This window comes from Sphingobium nicotianae, assembly GCF_018603885.1.
Taxonomy (GTDB): Bacteria; Pseudomonadota; Alphaproteobacteria; order Sphingomonadales; family Sphingomonadaceae; genus Sphingobium; species Sphingobium nicotianae.
This window is the reverse complement of record NZ_JAHGAW010000005.1, coordinates 215,732-230,061: the sequence shown is the minus strand read 5'-3', so window position 1 is coordinate 230,061 and position 14,330 is coordinate 215,732. Positions and strand designations below refer to the sequence as shown.

Sequence of the window (14,330 nt, the reverse complement as noted above, 5' to 3'; positions counted from 1 at the left end):
ATCAGAGCCCCTGCATGTTCCGGCTTTCCGCCGGAATGCGCACGGTCAGCGTCTCCATCGCCGCGGTGAGCACGATCTGGCAGGAGAGCCGGCTGGTCCGGGTGGTCGCGGCGGCGAGATCGAGCATGTCTTCCTCGTCCTCGCTGGCGCGCGGCAGCTTGGGGAAGTCCGCGGGGTCGACGATGACATGGCAGGTCGAGCAGGCCATCTGCCCCTCGCACGTGCCCTCGAGCGGCTGGCCAGCGGCCTGCGCCACATCCAGCAATATGTCGCCCGGCGCCGCCTCGACTTCCTGGACATGCTCGCCATCCGCGCTGACGAACCGCACCAGGGTCATGCCGCTGCCTTCTGCAGGGCCACCGCCGCGTTGATCAATGCCGCCGCCTCGTCCAGCTCGGCGATGGTCGTATAGCGCCCGAAGCCCATGCGCAGCGAGCCGCGCGCCTCGCCGTCAGTGAGGCCGATCGCCTTGAGCACGTGGCTCGGTCTGCCCGATCCGCTCGCGCAGGCCGAGCCCAGCGACAGCGCGACCGTGCGCACGTCGGACATGAGGCGCGACGCATCGAGCCCCGCGTGCCTCACGTTGAGATTGCCATGATAGCGCGCATCGGCCGCGCCGTTCAGCTGCCAGTCCGCGAAGAGATGAAGCGCGTGCCCCCACAATGTCTCGACATGATCGAGGTCGGCCACGCGGCGCTCGGCCGCAATCTGCGCGGCGACGCCGAAGCCCGCGCACAGCATCGGCGACAGGGTGCCGGGACGGATGCCGCCCTCCTGCCCGCCGCCATGCATGAGCTGGGGCAGATCGATCCCCGCGCGCAGCCAGAGCGCACCGACACCCTTGGGCCCGTGCATCTTGTGTGCCGTCACCGCCACCAGGTCCGCATCGGGCGCGGCATATTTGCCGAAACCCTGCACCGCATCGCACACCACCGCCACGTCGCTCGCCCGGGCGATGTCGATCAATGCATCGATCGGCTGCCGCACGCCAATCTCGTTGTTGACCTGCATCACGGCCAGCAGCGCGGCGCGTCCGTCGATCGCCGCCTCGGCAATGTCCAGATCGACCAGGCCATCGGACCCGACCGGCAGGATCACCGGCTCGAATCCCTCATGGCGCAGCGCCAGCACCGTATCGAGCACGGCATGATGCTCGGTCGCCAGTGTCACGACGCGGCGCCGCTCGGGCGCGCTGTTGCGTGCCGCGCCGACGATCGCGAGGTTGAGCGCCTCGGTCGCGCCACTGGTGAAGATGAGGCGCCCGTCGCGCTTGCCCATCGCATCCATGATGCGCTCGCGCGCCAGCTCGACATCGGCGGCGGCGATGCGGCCGATGCGATGCGCGCTGTTCGGATTGCCGTAATGGTCCATCGCCGCAATCATCGCTGCGGCGACTTCCGGCGCAAGCGCCGTCGTGGCCTGATAGTCCAGATAGATCATATGTTCTGCGTTCCCGTGGCGAGGGCCTGCCACTGTGTGCGAAAGGCGTCAATCTCCCGAGCCTGCGTGTCGTGCCCCATAGTGACACGGATGACCTCACCGGCTGCTGTTTCGTCCCAGCCCATCGCCGCAAGGACATGGCTCGGGCGCAGACTGCCGGACGAACAGGCGCTGCCTGCCGACACCGCGAAGCCCGCCATGTCGAAGCGAATGAGCTGCGCCTGCGCCGAGACGCCGGGCATGCGATAGCTCGCGATCGTCGCGAGACGCGGCGACCCTTCGGCCACGATGTCGCCGCCCGCCGCCTTGATCGCGGCCTCGAGCGTCGCGCGCCAACGCGCCGCATCAGCCAGCCAGTCGCGCGGCGCCTCCAGCGCGGCCGCGAAGCCGAGCGCCAGCGGCATCGCCTCGGTCCCGGCGCGATAGCCCTGCTCCTGGCCGCCCCGCGCTTCGAGCAGGGCGAGATCGCGCATCAGCAGCGCGCCTATGCCGATCGGCCCGCCCAGCTTGTGGGCGCTGATGGCGATGAGATCGGCACCCTGCGGCAAGGCCAGCTTGCCCGCCCCCTGGCTGCAATCCGCGAACAGCAGCGCTCCCGCGCCATGCAGCCGCTCGGCATGGGTATCGAGCGGCTGGATGACGCCCGTCTCGCTGTTCACCTGCTGGATCGCGACCAGCGTCCCGGGCGCGATCTCATCGGGCAGGACGATCTGCCCATCCGCCTCAACCGCCAGTCGATCCACGGACGGCACATGACGCAGCACTGCATCATGCTCGCTCGCCCCGGCCATGACGCCCCGTGCCTTGGCCGGCCCAAGCGCCAGCGCGATCGCCTCGCTCGCGCCTGATGTGAGGATGACATGCCCGTCCCAATCCAGCGCCCGCGCGATCCGGCCGCGCGCCGCTTCAAGCGCAGCGCGCGCGGCACGGCCTTCGGCATGGGGAGAGGATGGATTCGCCCATCGCGCGAATCCATCCAGCATCGCCGCACGCGCCTGCGGCAACAGCGGCGTCGTGGCGGCATGGTCGAGATAGATGCGGGGTTTCATTGCGTCCTGAAGCGTCGAGCGGTCCTGTATCGCAACCCCATACAGCAACATTGCGAAATGTCGCCTTTGACCTATATAAGCCCCCATTCCGTGCGCGTCAGCATCCCTGCTGGTCTCGCCCCATTCTAGCTTCCAGGTGCCATGCCAGACGTCATTTTTCCAGGCCCGGAGGGCCGTCTCGAAGGCCGTTTCAGCCCGCCGCCCCGTCCCCGTGCGCCGGTCGCGCTGATCCTGCATCCGCATCCGCAAGGCGGCGGCACGATGAATGATCGCATCACGCAGGCGCTCTACAAGACCTTCGTGAAGCGCGGCTTCGCCACGCTCCGCTTCAATTTCCGTGGCGTCGGCCGCAGCCAGGGCGTGTTCGACAATGGCATCGGCGAGTTGAGCGACGCGGCCTCCGCGCTCGATTGGGTGCAGAGCTTCCATCCCGAAGCGCAGACCACCTGGATCGCCGGCTTCTCGTTCGGCGCCTGGATCGCGATGCAGCTCCTGATGCGCCGCCCGGAAGTGCGCGGCTTCATCTCGGTGGCGCCGCCCGCCAACATGTACGACTTCTCCTTCCTCGCCCCCTGCCCGGCCTCTGGCATCATCGTGCAGGGCGTGAACGACGAGGTGGTCTCGGCCCAGTCGGTGCAGAAGCTGGTCGACAAGCTGCGCACGCAGAAGGGCATCACCATCCATCATGACGAGATTCGCAACGCCAATCACTTCTTCGAGCATGAGCTCGACCAGCTGATGATGAGCGTCGACAATTATCTCGACATGCGCCTCGCTCCGGATTCGCCGATCCGCTGATGCTGGTGCTGGCCGGTTCCATCCGCGTCCCCGTCGACAAGCTCGAGGCGGCGCGGCCGGTCATCGGACGGATGATCGCGGCGAGCCGCGCCGAGGAAGGCTGCCTCGCTTATCATTTCGCCGAGGATCTGCTGGAGCCCGGCCTGATTCGCATCTTCGAGGCGTTCCGCGATCAGGCGGCACAGGAGGCCCATGCCGCCAGCCAGCACATGAAGGACTGGCGCGCGACCTGGCCGGACCTCGGCATCAACGACCGGCAGATCATGCATTATGTGGTGTCCGGCTCGCACGAGAGCTGAGCGGGCGCGCTTTCAGGCTACCTCTTCCACCGGTCCCCGCCGCGATTTCAGCGCGACCAGCACGCCCGACGCCCCGATGATCGCCATGCCGAGCAGGCTGACGGGATCGGGAATATGGTCGAAGACCAGCCAGCCGAGCAAGGACACCCACAGCAACTGCAGATAGCTGATCGGCGACAGCACCGATGCCGGCGCCTCGCGGAAGGCGGCGGTGAAGAGGAAATGGCCGAGGCCGCCATAGACGGCGAGGCTGGCGAGCAGCAGCGCCTCGAACGCCGTCGGGACGCGATCCGCCCAATACCATGGCAGCGCCCCGCCGAAGAGGATCGTCCCGACCAGCGCCGTATAGAACAGCAAGGCGATGGTGCGCTCGGTGGACGCCAGCAGTCGCGACAGGAGATTGTATGTCGCCGACGCCACCGCGCAGCCCATCGCATAGAGCACGCCGACCGCGTCCAGCCCGCTGCCCGGCCGCACGATCAGCACCACGCCGATAAAACCGAGCAGCGCGCCCGCCCATCCCCGCCATCCGATCGTCTCGCCCAGCAGCGGACCGGCGGCCAGCGCCACGAGGATCGGCGTCAGGAACACGATGGCGGAGGTCTCGGCGACCGGCATCCGCTTGAACGCCAGCACGACGAACATGGTCGATCCGCACAGGCAGATCGCCCGGAGCCAGACCAGCCCGGTCCGCTCGGTATGCACCATTTCCCGCGCCCGCCTCGGCCCGAAGAAGGCCAGCATCAGCAGCAGGTGACCGCCATAGCGGCACGCCGCGATCATCGGCACGTCGAAGCTCGCGGCGAGATATTTGTTCGTCGTGTCCATGCACGCGAACAGCATCAGCCCGACATTGAACAGCAGGATGGCGCGGAAGGGATGAGCGGCGGTCATCGGTCCCCCTGCTTTGAGGTCAGGCCGGAACAGGCGCAATCCCTATGTCGACATTCCAGGATCGCGTCTTGTCGCCGTGCGGGTGGCGCCGCGCATAGTGATGCTCAGCCGGCCAGTCCCTCGGCCATCTCCGCCAGCGCCAGCCAGCGCTCCTCCGCGGAGTCCTTCTCCGCCCGCGCCGTCTCGATCGCCGCGGTCAGCTCGGCGAAGCGCTTGGGATTCTTGCTGTAGAGCTGCGGATCGGAGAGCGCCGCCTCGTCGCGGGCGATCGCCGCCTCGATCTCCTCGATGCGCTTGGGCAGCAGCTCATAGTCGCGCTGGTCCTTGTAGCTCAGCTTCGCGGCCCTGGGCGGCGGCGGGGCGACATCGGCCTTGGGCGCCGTCGCCTTCTTGCCGGCCGGCGTGCGGACCTGCCGCTTGGCTTCCCAGTCCGCGTAGCCTCCGACGATGACGTCGACCTTGCCGGAACCGTCCAGCCCCAGCGTCACCGTCACCGTCCGGTCAAGAAAGTCGCGGTCGTGGCTGACGATCAGCACCGTGCCCTCATAGTCGGCGATGACTTCCTGCAGGAGGTCGAGCGTCTCGAGGTCGAGATCGTTGGTCGGCTCGTCGAGCACCAGCAGGTTGGATTCGCGCGCAAACTCGCGCGCCAGCAGTAGCCGCGAGCGCTCGCCGCCCGAGAGCGTGCCGACCCGCGCATCGACCAGCGCGGGATCGAACAGGAAGTCCTTGAGATAGCTCAGCACATGCTTCTTCTGCCCGCGCACTTCGATCCAGTCGCCGCCCTCGGCCAGGATGTCGCGCACGCGCTTGTCCGGCTGCATCAGGCTGCGCTGCTGGTCGATGACGATACCGTCCAGCGTCGCCGCGCGCTTGACCGTGCCGCTGTCCGGCTCGATCTCGCCGGTGAGCAGCTTGAGCAAAGTCGTCTTGCCAGCGCCGTTGCTGCCGACGATGCCGATCCGGTCGCGCCGCTGGATGCGCAGCGAGAAGTCCTTGATGATCGTGCGCTGATTGTCTCCGGCGCCAAAGCTCTTGGTCACATGCTCGGCGGTGATCACGCTCTTGGTCTTGCTGTCATCGGCGGTGACGGCGAGCTTGGCGGCGCCCTGCGGCCCGACCATCGCGGCGCGCTGCGCCCGCATCTCCCACAGCTTGGCGAGGCGGCCCTGGTTGCGCTTGCGCCGCGCGGTGACGCCGCGCTCCAGCCAGTGCGCCTCGATCTTCAGCTTGGCGTCGAGCCGGTCGGCATTGCGTGCCTCCTCGGCATAGACCTTCTCCATCCACGCCTCGAACCCGCCGAAGCCGATCTCCTGCCGGCGCAGATTGCCCCGGTCGAGCCACAGCGTCGAGCGCGTCAGCCGCGTCAGGAAGGTGCGATCGTGGCTGATCACCACGAAGGCGCCGTTGAACCGCCCCAGCCAGTCCTCCAGCCAGTCGATCGCCGCGATGTCGAGATGGTTGGTCGGCTCGTCGAGCAGCAAAATGTCCGGCTCGCTCGCCAGCGCCCGGCAGATCGCCGCCCGGCGGCGCTCGCCGCCCGAAGCCGTCTTCGCCTCGCGCGAGAGGTCGATGCCGAGCTGGTCGGCGATCGCCTCGACCTCGTGCAGGGCGGGCGCGCGATCCCCGGACACCGCGAAATCGCGCAAGGTCGCGAAGCCGCTGACGTCCGGATCCTGCTCCAGCATCACCACATTGGTGCCCGCGACGACCGCGCGCTTGCCCTCGTCCGGCTCGATCTGGCCGCCGATCAGCTTCAGCAAGGTCGTCTTGCCCGCGCCGTTGCGCCCGATCAGCGCCAGCCGGTCGCGCGCGCCGATGGTGAGGTTGAGCCCGCGGAACAGCCAGGCAGTCCCCTGATTGAGGCCGAGATTTTCATAGGAAAGAAGTGGCGCTGCCATGATGGCGCGCTAAAACAGATGCGGAGGGCGGGGGCAAGGCTGAACGCGGCACGACGATCAGGTCAGGGGGCATTCACCCTGTCTCATCGATAGGTCGCTCCATCGAGTTCACAACAGAAGGATGCCAAGATGATCCGCTCACCTCTCCTCCTCGCCGCTGCCGCCGCGCTTGCGCTCCCGGCCGTCGCGTCCGCCCAGCCCCAGCCCGGCGCCGGGCCGATGATCCCGGCCGCCGGCCCCGTGCTGCACCTCACGATCAGCGAATCGATCGAGAGCACGCCCGACATGGCGACGATCAACACCGGCGTGCAGACCCGCGCCATGACCGCCAAGGAGGCGATGAGCCAGAATGCGGTGCAGATGGACCGGCTGATCGCCACGCTGATCAAGGCCGGCATCGAGCGCAAGGACATCCAGACCAGCGGCATCAATCTCAATCCGCAATATGATTATGGCAACCGCACCGATGGCCAGAACGGCCCCAAATTCCTGGGCTACGAGGCCAGCAACCAGCTCACCGTGAAGGTCCGCAAGATCGACAAGGCGGGCGACCTTGTCGACGCGATGGTCGCGGCCGGCGCGACCAACATCAACGGCCCGAGCTTCGGCATCGCCGAGCCGGAGAAGCTGCTCGACCAGGCCCGGGTCAAGGCGCTCAAGACCGCGCAGGACCGCGCCAATCTCTACGCGCAGGCGACCGGCTTCCGCAGCGCGCGGCTGATCGGCATTTCCGAGGGCAGCGACCGGGCGGGGCCGATCATCGTGAGCGCGCGCGCCATGTCCATGGATGCGGCGCAGACCAAGATCGAGCCGGGGCAGATCTCCACCTCGATTTCCCTCGGCGTCCAATATATGCTGGAGCGCTGAACGGGGGAAAAATGAGCCATTCAGCGCGTGTTCAATGCATGGGGATTATCCGATCCACATGATGTTTCGTTTCACTCTCCCGATTATGGGCGGGCTGCTCGCGCTGACCGGCGCGGACATGCCCGCCTCCGCCCAGCGATTCCAGCGCGGCGAGGACCAGCAGGATGCCCGCAAGGCGATGCTCGACGGGCAGGTCATGCCCTTCTCCGTCATCAAGCGCCGCGTCGAGCGGGAGATGGACGAGGCCACCTATGTCGGCGTCGCCCCTCCCCCGCGCGAGGGCATCTACCGGATGCAGTTCCTGCGCAAGGACGGCAAGGTCGTCTGGGTTGATGTCGACGGCAAGACCGGCAATATCATCGCGCGGACGCGCTGAGCCGCGCGCCAATCATCGGAAAGGAAGACCATGCGCCTGCTGATCGTCGAGGACGAGCCGACCCTGGGCAAGCAGCTCAAGTCCACGCTGGAAGGCGCTGGCTATGCCGTGGACCTCGCCACGGACGGCGAGGACGGACACTTCCTGGGCTCGACCGAAAGCTATGACGCGGTGATCCTCGACCTCGGCCTGCCCGAGATCGATGGCCTCACCGTGCTCGATCGCTGGCGCAAGGAGGGCAAGGACACGCCCGTCCTCGTCCTCACCGCGCGCGACAGCTGGTCGGACAAGGTCGCCGGGCTGGACGCCGGTGCCGACGACTATCTCGCCAAGCCCTTCCAGAGCGAGGAACTGATCGCTCGGTTGCGCGCGCTCATCCGCCGCTCCTCGGGCAATGCCTCCTCCGAGCTGATCGCGGGCGACGTCCGCCTCGACACCCGCTCGGGCAAGGTCACGCTGGACGGCGAGCCGGTGAAGCTCACCGCGCAGGAATATAAATTGCTCTCCTATCTCATGCACCACAAGGGCAAGGTGGTGAGCCGCACCGAGCTGATCGAGCATATCTATGATCAGGATTTCGACCGCGATTCCAACACGATCGAGGTGTTCGTGACGCGCATCCGCAAGAAGCTGGGCGCCGACGTCATCTCGACGATCCGGGGGCTGGGCTACAGCCTGGACGATGTCGCTGGCTGAGGGCGAGCCATTTGGTGACGCCCTCTCCCTTTCGTCATTCCCGCGTTCGCGGGAATGACGAAAGGCCATAGGCAGTGAGCACGCCGCCCGCCTCGACCACCGAGGCGCCCGACCCCGCCGGCGCCACGCGCAAAAGCCGCAGCACGGGATCGCTCAGCCGGCGCATCATCGGCATTTCGGCGCTGTGGATCGGCATCCTGCTGATGGGCGGCGGGCTCGCCCTCGATCGCGTGCTGACCAATGCCGTCACCAATAATTTCGACGATGGCCTCTCTTATGTCCTGACCGCGATGATCTCCTCGGCCGAGGTCGGGCCGGAGGGGGAGGTCTTCTTTAACCGCCCGCTCGCCGACCAGCGCTTCCTGGAGCCGGCCAGCGGCCTCTATTACCAGATCAGCGGCACCGGCCACGAGGACTGGCGCTCACGCTCGCTATGGGACCGCGCGATCCGCGTGACGCCGGAGATGATCGCCAGTCCCGGCGAGGGCATCGATAACGAGCAGTTTGCGGAGGAGCCGCTGCGCGTCATGGCCCGCACCGTCATCCTGCCCGGCAGCAATGTGCGCTGGATCTTCATTGTCGCGCAGGCGCGCGAAGGGCTCGATGCGCAGATTCATTCGCTGCGCCAGACGCTCATCAACAGCTTCGTCGCACTCGGCGTCGGGCTCATCCTGCTGGCCACGCTGCAGGTCTTCTTCGGCCTTCGCCCGCTGCGCCGCATCCGTCAGGAGATCGCCCGCATGCGCGCCGGCGAGAAGAGCCGCGTGACCGCCGCCCTCCCGCGCGAGGTGCAGCCGCTGGTGGAGGAGCTCAACGGCCTTCTCGCCCACAACGAGCAGCAGGCGGAGGAGGCGCGGCGCCATGCCGGCAATCTCGCTCATGCGCTCAAGACGCCGCTCACCGTCGTCATGAACGCCGCCACTGTCCACGATCCCGAGCTCGCCCCCATCGTGATCCGCGAGACGGCGACGATGCGCCGTCAGATCGATCATCATCTCGCCCGGGCCCGCGCGCTCGGGCGGCGCGGCGCGGCGCAGAGCCGCACCGAGGTCTGGCCGAGCCTGGAAGCGGTCGAGCGCGCCGTCGAGCGGCTCTATCCGGAGGCGCGCATCGATCGCGACGGCACCCACACCGCCAGCGTGCGCGTCGAGCGGCAGGATCTCGACGAGCTGCTCGGCAATCTCGTCGAGAATGCCGCCAAATATGGTGGCGGCAGCGTGTTCGTTACGGTGGAAGCGGCCGGGCCGTGGGTCGACATCCTCGTCGAGGATGACGGCACGGGCATTCCCGAGGCGGATCGCGAGCGCATCTTCGATCGCGGCGCCCGGCTCGACAGCGGCAAGCCCGGCACGGGTCTCGGCCTCGCCATCGTGCGTGACGTGGCCGAGATTTACGGCGGCACCGTCACGCTCGGCGAGAGCGAGGATCTCGGCGGGCTGCTGGTGACGCTGCGCCTCCCGGCCGGCTGACCCGCCGACAAAAAAAGGGCCCGGATCGACCGATCCGAGCCCCTCACCATCTACGTCCGGATCAGGCGAAGCTGACGGCCATCTTGCGGCGACGCATCGAGGCGCCGACCAGCGCGAGACCGCCGATCATCATGCCCCAGGTCGCGGGCTCGGGCACCGCCGCCGTGTCGAAGTTGTAGGTCGTCGAACCCGTGGCCGTCGTGAACGTCACATTGTCGACAAAGGCATGGTAGCCCGGCAACGCACCGCTGCCGGCACCGACGCTGAGGCCGGCGACGAATGCCGAGCTGCTGTAGGTCGAGACCCAGTCGGCGATCGACTTGAGCACCAGCGAGTTGCCCGGGCCCGTCTCGTTCGGGCCGATGCCGGCAACATACTGCCAGAAGACATCGGACGAGGTGGTGCTGTACCACGCGCCGGCGGGGTTCGTGTTGGCGAAGCCGTTCGTGCCGGCGTTATAGACGCCTTCCCAGATCAGCTCGCTACGCTGCGCGCCATCCTGGACCAGGAGGCGCAGGGCCGGCGTGTAGGTCAGGCGGGCGCTGTCGGCGGCAACCTGCCAGTCGAAGATCAGGCTCTGCACCTGCGAGACCAGACCCATGTTGGTGGCGGGGGCATATTGCACGCCCGTCTGCACGCGGGTGCGGTCGCCGGTCAGCTCGAGCGACGCGTTGCCCGAGCGCGGTGCGGCCGTGGTGATCGCGACGGTGCCGCTATTCTCGCCGGGCAGCACGCCCCAGGTCGTGCCAGCCGGGACCGGCAGGCCACTGATGTTGGAAATGATCTGCGTCGCCGCGAACGAGGGCGACGCAATGAACGCACCGGCCGCAGCCAGCGTAACAAGTGCAAGTTTATTCATGACAATTCCTCCCATTGATCATGCAACTGGGAGAATGAATGAACGATCGTTTATAATGAAAGCCGATTAACTATCTTTTGTTCTATTCCGCAGAATTAACCACATAACTTAATTATATCCGCGTGCAAATGGTTACATTTTGATACATCTCTGTTATTTCAGTAAAATATCTTCCTCGATCAGTCATCGCTTAAATGGAGCCGGCCGCGCGAATCACCGCGGCCGATCGAACGAGGTCAGGATCGGGCATTCCCCCTCACCGGAATGGGCGCATTGCCGCGCGAGATCCTGCAAGGCGGCGCGCGCCCGCTGCAAGTCCGCGATGCGCACATCCAGCGCCGCGATCTGCTCGGTCGCGAGCGCCTGTGCCCTCGCCCGGTCGTCATTGGCGTCGAGCGTCAGCAATTCGCCGATCTGCTCCAGCGTGAAGCCCGCGCCCTGGGCGGACCGGATGAAGCGCAGCCGTCGCAGATGCGCGTCGCCATAGCGCCGGATGCCGCCGCTCAGGCCATTGCCTCCGCCCCGCGCCGGCACCTCGATCAGCCCGCGCCGCTGATAGAAGCGCACGGTCTCGACCCCTACCCCGCCGGCCCGGGCCAGCGTCGCGATCGTCATGTCGGCCATCCCTTGACTCCGTACTATGGTACGGACCCCATATGAGGGCCATCGCAGCCAGAACAAGGACCGCCCGATGGCATCGCCCCAGACACACGCGCCCAAGCGCGCCATCCTCTACCGGATGGTCATGCCCACCCACATCTGCCCTTATGGCCTTAAGGCGCGCCACCTGCTGCGCAGCAAGGGCTATGCGATCGAGGATCACTGGCTGACCACCCGCGCCGAGACCGACGCCTTCAAGGCGGAGCATGGCGTGCCGACCACGCCGCAGACCTTCATCGATGGCCGGCGCATTGGCGGCTATGACGATCTGCGCCGCTTCTTCGGCCTGAGGGTCAGGGATCCCGCCGCGACCAGCTACACGCCGGTGATCGCCGTGTTCGCCGTGGCGGCGCTGATCGCGCTGGCGATCGACTGGCTGACCGCGACGCCGCTCCTCGGCATGACCACGGCCGCGCGCTTCATCGCGCTCTGCATGGTCCTGCTCGCCATGCTCAAGCTGCAGGATCTCGATCGCTTCGCCACGATGTTCCTGGGCTATGACCTGCTCGCCCGCCGCTCCGTGCCCTATGCCTATGCCTATCCCTTCGCCCAGCTCGGTGCGGGGCTGCTGATGCTCACCGGCCTCCTGCCCCTGCTCGCCATTCCGGTCGCGCTCATCATCGGCGGCATCGGCGCCGTCTCGATCTACAAGGCGGTCTATGTCGAGAAGCGCAGCCTCAAATGCGCCTGCGTCGGCGGCGGCAGCAATGTGCCGCTCGGCTTCGTCTCGTTGACCGAGGACGTGATGATGGTCGCCATGGCCCTTTGGATGGCGGCGGAGCTCCTTGTCTGACGAACGGACTCGAGAATGAAAGTCGCGACTTCCGTGAGCGCAACCTCTCGTTGGCGGCGGAATCCTGTCCTGCTTTGCCGCCGAAGGTTTAACGAAACGGGGATAGCGATATCTGTCCATGATATATGTCATTATTCTTGCCGGCTCCCTGTGATCTGCTGGGCGAATGGGCCGCTTGCCGATCCGTTCGCGACAATCGACGGTCAGACCTCGCCCGGCCGTCTGCCTCGTCCCGCTCCTGACGGTCGCGGGCATGCTTGCCGCCGCGCCCGCTTACGCCGCGCAGGACGAAGACCTCACCGACCTGTCGCTCGAGCAATTGATGAACGTCGAGGTGACCAGCGTCTCCAAACGTCCGGAACGGCTCGGCCAGGCGGCCGCGGCGATCTTCGTGATCAGCCAGGACGACATCCGCCGCTCGGGCGCGACCAACCTGCCCGACATCCTGCGCATGGCACCCGGCATCGAGGTCGCGCAGGCCGACGCCACCCATTGGGCGGTCAGCATCCGTGGCAATAACGACATCTATTCCTCCAAGCTGCTGGTGCTGGTGGACGGCCGTTCGATCTACTCGCAGAACTTCGCGGGGGTGTTCTGGAATGTGCAGGACATGCCGCTGCAGGACATTGCCCGCATCGAGGTGATCCGCGGCAGTGGCGGCGCGCTGTGGGGCGCCAATGCCGTGAACGGGGTGATCAACATCATCACCAGGTCGCCCGAGGACACCCAGGGCTGGATGGCGAGCCTCGTCGGCGGGACCCGCTCGGCGGACGTGGCGCTGCGCTATGGCGGCACGCTGTCCGCCACCGCCAGCTATCGGATCTGGCTCAAGGCCTCCAGCCATGGCGACAGCGTCACCACCACCGGGGACGAGGCCGGCGACGCGGCCAGGCAGATCCGCGCGGGCTTCGACGTCAACTGGCAGCCCTCCGTGGCGGACGAGCTGCGCGTTCAGGGTGAAATCTACTCGGAGCGCAACGACGCGCGGGTGACGCTGCCGATCCTCGGCGCGCCGCCCAGCGCAAGCGCGATCGTCGAGCGCTTCAGCGGGGGCCATGCGCTGGCGAACTGGCGCCACGATCTGTCGGCCGGGTCCGACATCACCGTGCAGGCCTTCTTCGACCGCGCCTACACCGGAGAACTGCTGGGCGGCATGCGCAGTGACACCTATGACATCGAAGCGCGCCACCACTTCACTTTGGGGGGGCATCACGAGATCGTCTGGGGCGCCGGATACCGTTACGTGAAGTTCTTTCAGTCCCCCAGCCCGTACCTGAGTCTCGTCACTCCGCGGACATCGATCCGGACGGCAAACATCTTCGCGCAGGACACGATCACCCTGTCCCCGAAGCTGCAGCTGATCGCCGGGCTGAAGCTGGAGCATACCAGTTCCACCGGCCTTGAATATGAGCCCACGCTCCGCGCCGTCTGGTCGCCCCGGCCCGGCAACACGATCTGGATCGCCGCCTCGCGCGCCGTGCGCGTGCCGTCGCTCAGGGAGCGGCTGACCCGCCTCGATCTCGCCGCCACCCCGGACAATCCGCCGGTCCTCATCCAGGCGATCGGCAACCTCGATCAGCGTTCGGAGCAGGCGATCGCCTTCGAAGCGGGCTATCGCACCACGATCACGCCCGATCTGAACCTCGATCTCGCGGCCTACTACACGATCTACGATGATCTGGGGACCTCGACGACGCGGGCGCCTCAGTTCGTCCTGACGCCCTCCCCGCCCCATCTCCTGCTCACCGTCGACCTCAACAACCTTGCCAGGGGGCGGACCTATGGCGGCGAGATTTCCGCGCACTGGCAGGTGACTCCGGCCTGGCGGCTCTCGGCCAATTACGACCTGATGATCGCCCATGTGACGCCCGCCCGCCCGGACGTGACCCCCCTCGCGGACAACACGCCGGGCAATAGTCCGCGCAGCCAGATCCAGATCAGGTCACGGCTCGACCTGCGCCGGAACGTGGAGCTGGATCTGGCCCTCCGTCGCATCAGCGCCCTGTCGGCTGTCGATACCGGCGGCACGCCCTCGACCATCCCGGCCTACACGCAACTGGACGCCCGCCTGGGCTGGCGGGTGGCGGACCGCCTCGATATCGCTTTGATCGGCCAGAGCCTGCTGGACGCGCGGCATCGGGAATATGGCCCCAGCATCTATCGCCTCCCCAGCGAAATTCTCCGCTCCGTGCGCCTCTCGCTCTCGGCCGCGTTCTAGCTGTTTGATCC

General features: G+C 66.9%; 15 protein-coding genes. 8 read left to right on the top strand and 7 right to left on the bottom strand.

What is annotated here, in order from left to right:
- Window position 1 precedes the first annotated feature (1 nt).
- From KK488_RS09165 to KK488_RS09155, 3 genes are read right to left on the bottom strand one after another with little or no spacing between them, the layout of a single operon-like run.
- Window positions 2-337, bottom strand: coding sequence for a 2Fe-2S iron-sulfur cluster-binding protein (locus KK488_RS09165; protein ID WP_214622856.1), 336 nt, complete (start codon window positions 335-337; stop codon window positions 2-4).
- Window positions 334-1,440 (bottom strand): cysteine desulfurase family protein, encoded by a 1,107-nt coding sequence (locus tag KK488_RS09160; protein WP_214622855.1) that lies wholly within the window; start codon window positions 1,438-1,440, stop codon window positions 334-336. Before KK488_RS09160 ends, KK488_RS09165 begins: the two co-directional genes overlap by 4 nt.
- The gene (locus tag KK488_RS09155; RefSeq protein ID WP_214622854.1) at window positions 1,437-2,489 is read right to left on the bottom strand and encodes a cysteine desulfurase family protein; all 1,053 of its coding nucleotides are present in this window, start codon (window positions 2,487-2,489) and stop codon (window positions 1,437-1,439) included. The genes KK488_RS09160 and KK488_RS09155 overlap by 4 nt, the downstream gene beginning before the upstream one ends.
- Before the next feature lie 141 nt (window positions 2,490-2,630).
- Between KK488_RS09155 and KK488_RS09150 the strand changes: the two genes are divergently transcribed.
- Window positions 2,631-3,287 (top strand): alpha/beta hydrolase, encoded by a 657-nt coding sequence (locus KK488_RS09150; RefSeq protein ID WP_214622853.1) that lies wholly within the window; start codon window positions 2,631-2,633, stop codon window positions 3,285-3,287.
- The gene (locus KK488_RS09145; protein ID WP_214622852.1) at window positions 3,287-3,586 is read left to right on the top strand and encodes a putative quinol monooxygenase; all 300 of its coding nucleotides are present in this window, start codon (window positions 3,287-3,289) and stop codon (window positions 3,584-3,586) included. Before KK488_RS09150 ends, KK488_RS09145 begins: the two co-directional genes overlap by 1 nt.
- A 12-nt stretch (window positions 3,587-3,598) precedes the next feature.
- Here the strand turns inward: KK488_RS09145 and KK488_RS09140 are convergent, their stop codons facing one another.
- Together KK488_RS09140 and KK488_RS09135 are read right to left on the bottom strand one after the other, a co-directional pair.
- The gene (locus KK488_RS09140; protein ID WP_214622851.1) at window positions 3,599-4,480 is read right to left on the bottom strand and encodes a DMT family transporter; all 882 of its coding nucleotides are present in this window, start codon (window positions 4,478-4,480) and stop codon (window positions 3,599-3,601) included.
- Window positions 4,481-4,584: 104 nt separating this feature from the next.
- Entirely contained in the window at window positions 4,585-6,381 is a 1,797-nt protein-coding gene (locus KK488_RS09135) for an ABC-F family ATP-binding cassette domain-containing protein (RefSeq protein WP_214622850.1), read from the bottom strand.
- A 132-nt stretch (window positions 6,382-6,513) separates the two neighbouring features.
- Between KK488_RS09135 and KK488_RS09130 the strand changes: the two genes are divergently transcribed.
- The 4 genes from KK488_RS09130 to KK488_RS09115 all read left to right on the top strand — a co-directional run bounded on the left by KK488_RS09130 (window position 6,514) and on the right by KK488_RS09115 (window position 9,789).
- Window positions 6,514-7,248 carry an SIMPL domain-containing protein gene (locus KK488_RS09130; RefSeq protein ID WP_214622967.1) on the top strand — a complete coding sequence of 245 codons (735 nt, stop codon included), beginning with the start codon at window positions 6,514-6,516 and terminating at the stop codon, window positions 7,246-7,248.
- A gap of 58 nt (window positions 7,249-7,306) precedes the next feature.
- Window positions 7,307-7,624 (top strand): hypothetical protein, encoded by a 318-nt coding sequence (locus tag KK488_RS09125; protein ID WP_214622849.1) that lies wholly within the window; start codon window positions 7,307-7,309, stop codon window positions 7,622-7,624.
- A 30-nt stretch (window positions 7,625-7,654) separates the two neighbouring features.
- Window positions 7,655-8,320: a response regulator transcription factor gene (locus KK488_RS09120; RefSeq protein WP_214622848.1), complete on the top strand. Its 666-nt coding sequence runs from the start codon at window positions 7,655-7,657 to the stop codon at window positions 8,318-8,320.
- 164 nt (window positions 8,321-8,484) lie between these two features.
- Window positions 8,485-9,789 (top strand): sensor histidine kinase, encoded by a 1,305-nt coding sequence (locus KK488_RS09115; RefSeq protein WP_214622965.1) that lies wholly within the window; start codon window positions 8,485-8,487, stop codon window positions 9,787-9,789.
- Between the two features lie 61 nt (window positions 9,790-9,850).
- Here KK488_RS09115 and KK488_RS21320 read toward each other — a convergent pair whose 3' ends face one another.
- Both KK488_RS21320 and KK488_RS09105 read right to left on the bottom strand, forming a co-directional pair.
- Entirely contained in the window at window positions 9,851-10,648 is a 798-nt protein-coding gene (locus KK488_RS21320; RefSeq protein WP_250890210.1) for a PEPxxWA-CTERM sorting domain-containing protein, read from the bottom strand.
- Between the two features lie 213 nt (window positions 10,649-10,861).
- The gene (locus KK488_RS09105; protein WP_214622847.1) at window positions 10,862-11,272 is read right to left on the bottom strand and encodes a MerR family DNA-binding protein; all 411 of its coding nucleotides are present in this window, start codon (window positions 11,270-11,272) and stop codon (window positions 10,862-10,864) included.
- 67 nt (window positions 11,273-11,339) lie between these two features.
- Between KK488_RS09105 and KK488_RS09100 the strand changes: the two genes are divergently transcribed.
- Both KK488_RS09100 and KK488_RS09095 read left to right on the top strand, forming a co-directional pair.
- A complete protein-coding gene (locus KK488_RS09100) occupies window positions 11,340-12,101 on the top strand; it encodes a MauE/DoxX family redox-associated membrane protein (RefSeq protein WP_250890209.1) in 762 nt (253 codons plus the stop codon).
- 253 nt (window positions 12,102-12,354) lie between these two features.
- A complete protein-coding gene (locus KK488_RS09095; RefSeq protein ID WP_214622845.1) occupies window positions 12,355-14,319 on the top strand; it encodes a TonB-dependent receptor plug domain-containing protein in 1,965 nt (654 codons plus the stop codon).
- The last annotated feature ends 11 nt before the right edge of the window (window positions 14,320-14,330 follow it).

Bases quoted from the DNA above. Each gene is read 5' to 3' on its own strand.
- KK488_RS09160 (WP_214622855.1), bottom strand. From the start codon at position 1,440: ATGATCTATCTGGACTATCAGGCCACGACGGCGCTTGCGCCGGAAGTC.
- KK488_RS09135 (WP_214622850.1), bottom strand. From the start codon at position 6,381: ATGGCAGCGCCACTTCTTTCCTATGAAAATCTCGGCCTCAATCAGGGG.
- KK488_RS09100 (WP_250890209.1), top strand. From the start codon at position 11,340: ATGGCATCGCCCCAGACACACGCGCCCAAGCGCGCCATCCTCTACCGG.
- KK488_RS09140 (WP_214622851.1), bottom strand. From the start codon at position 4,480: ATGACCGCCGCTCATCCCTTCCGCGCCATCCTGCTGTTCAATGTCGGG.
- KK488_RS09095 (WP_214622845.1), top strand. From the start codon at position 12,355: ATGCTTGCCGCCGCGCCCGCTTACGCCGCGCAGGACGAAGACCTCACC.
- KK488_RS09125 (WP_214622849.1), top strand. From the start codon at position 7,307: ATGATGTTTCGTTTCACTCTCCCGATTATGGGCGGGCTGCTCGCGCTG.
- KK488_RS21320 (WP_250890210.1), bottom strand. From the start codon at position 10,648: ATGAATAAACTTGCACTTGTTACGCTGGCTGCGGCCGGTGCGTTCATT.
- KK488_RS09165 (WP_214622856.1), bottom strand. From the start codon at position 337: ATGACCCTGGTGCGGTTCGTCAGCGCGGATGGCGAGCATGTCCAGGAA.
- KK488_RS09155 (WP_214622854.1), bottom strand. From the start codon at position 2,489: ATGAAACCCCGCATCTATCTCGACCATGCCGCCACGACGCCGCTGTTG.
- KK488_RS09120 (WP_214622848.1), top strand. From the start codon at position 7,655: ATGCGCCTGCTGATCGTCGAGGACGAGCCGACCCTGGGCAAGCAGCTC.
- KK488_RS09150 (WP_214622853.1), top strand. From the start codon at position 2,631: ATGCCAGACGTCATTTTTCCAGGCCCGGAGGGCCGTCTCGAAGGCCGT.
- KK488_RS09145 (WP_214622852.1), top strand. From the start codon at position 3,287: ATGCTGGTGCTGGCCGGTTCCATCCGCGTCCCCGTCGACAAGCTCGAG.
- KK488_RS09105 (WP_214622847.1), bottom strand. From the start codon at position 11,272: ATGGCCGACATGACGATCGCGACGCTGGCCCGGGCCGGCGGGGTAGGG.